At 71.5% G+C, this 1,818-nt stretch carries 3 protein-coding genes; all 3 read left to right on the forward strand.

The window, feature by feature from the left end:
- On the forward strand, positions 1 to 297 hold a 297-nt coding region (locus KBX53_RS31865), incomplete at its 5' end, for a TrmH family RNA methyltransferase (RefSeq protein WP_305797993.1).
- A gap of 218 nt (positions 298 to 515) precedes the next feature.
- Positions 516 to 1,583 carry a phenylalanine--tRNA ligase subunit alpha gene (gene pheS, locus KBX53_RS31870; RefSeq protein ID WP_030335722.1) on the forward strand — a complete coding sequence of 356 codons (1,068 nt, stop codon included), beginning with the start codon at positions 516 to 518 and terminating at the stop codon, positions 1,581 to 1,583.
- 40 nt (positions 1,584 to 1,623) lie between these two features.
- Positions 1,624 to 1,818: hypothetical protein (locus tag KBX53_RS31875; protein ID WP_210863529.1), on the forward strand; the 195-nt coding region annotated here is incomplete at its 3' end.

Raw genomic sequence — 1,818 nt, forward strand, 5'->3', positions numbered from 1 at the left:
GACGTGGTGCGCGCCCCCGACCCGGTCGCTGTGGTCGAGGCGCTGCGCGCCGCCGGGCTGTCGATCTTCGCCACCACGGGGTACGGCGACAGCGATCTGGACGACCTGACCGACTACGGGCGGCTCGTCGGGCCCACGGCCTGGCTGTTCGGCTCCGAGGCGCACGGCCTGCCCGAGGAGTTGACCGCCGCCGCCGACGCGCGGGTGCGGGTGCCGCTGTACGGGCGCGCGGAGAGCCTGAACCTGGCTGCGGCTGCCGCGGTCTGCCTGTACGCTTCAGCGAGAGCACAGCGCTGACGGTGTCCACACCCGGCGCGACTGACAGCAGGGGAGATGCTCCGTCCATGAACGCGACACGGCGTTCGTTTAGCCAGCCCGCCGGTGTCGGCGGGCGGCGGGCCTGACCTGCTCCCTGCGCAACTCCTACCGGCGGGCTGCGGCACAGCCGCGCGTCCGTAGACTCGCCTAGCCGCCCGTGGAGGGCTGGCGCCGCCGTGAGGGAGTGCCCGTACGCCATGAGCTACCGCAACGATCCGTACGACCCGAAGCAGGTCGCCCTGCTCGACCCCGCTGCCCTGGCCGAGGCCGTCGCGGACGCCACGAAGGCGTTCGAGGCCGCCGCCGACCCGGACGCGCTGACCGCGCTGCGTTCGGTGCACCTGGGTGACCGGTCACCGGTCTCCCTCGCCCGCCGGGAGATCGGCGCGCTGCCACCGGCCGCGAAGTCCGACGCCGGTAAGCGGGTCAACGAGGCCCGCCGGGCCATCGAGTCCGCTTACGCCGAGCGCGCCGAGGTGGTGGAGCGCGAGCAGGCCGAGCGGGTGCTGGTCGAGGAGCGGGTGGACGTCACGCTGCCCTACGACAGGCGGCCGCGCGGTGCGCGACACCCACTGAGCACCCTGATGGAGTCCATCAGCGACCTGTTCGTCGGGATGGGCTACGAGGTGGCCGAGGGGCCCGAGGTCGACCTGGAGTGGGTCAACTTCGACGCGTTGAACATCCCCGCCGACCACCCGGCGCGCGGGTTGATGGACACCTTCCACATCGCACCGGAGGGCTCCGGCCTGGTGCTGCGCACGCACACGTCGACGGTGCAGACCCGCACCATGCTCAGCCGCAAGCCGCCGATCTACGTGATCGTGCCGGGCCGCGTCTACCGCACCGACGAGATCGACGCCACCCACAGCCCGGTGTTCCACCAGGCCGAGGGCCTGGTCGTCGACAAGGGCATCACGATGGCGCACCTGCGCGGCACGCTCGACCACTTCGCCCGCGCGATGTTCGGCCCGGAGGCGAAGACCCGGTGGCGGCCGCACTACTTCCCGTTCACCGAGCCGTCGGCGGAGTTCGACGTGTGGTTCCCGGAGCACCGGGACGGCCCGCAGTGGGTCGAGTGGGGCGGCTGCGGCATGGTCAACCCGCGGGTGCTGCGCGCCTGCGGCGTCGACCCGGAGGTCTACTCCGGATTCGCCTTCGGTATGGGCATCGACCGGACCCTGATGGTCCGGCACGGGGTCAGCGACATCCGCCATCTCTTCGAGGGCGACGTGCGGTTCAGCCGCGCGCTCGGGACCGGGGCGTAGGCGATGCGGGTACGAGACACGGGAACGGTGGTCTGAAGTCATGCGAGTTTCTGTCAGTTGGCTGCGGGAGTACGTCGATCTCCCCGCCGACCTGCCCACCGGTGACCTGGAGCAGGCCCTGGTCGACCTCGGCATCGAGGTCGAGTCCGTGGTGGACCTGGCCGCGTCGGTCACCGGCCAGTTGGTCGTCGGTGAGGTCCGCGAGATCGAGGAGCTGACCGGTTTCAAGAAGCCG

It is taken from the genome of Micromonospora sp. M51 (genome assembly GCF_018070305.1).
Lineage (GTDB): Bacteria > Actinomycetota > Actinomycetes > Mycobacteriales > Micromonosporaceae > Micromonospora > Micromonospora parva.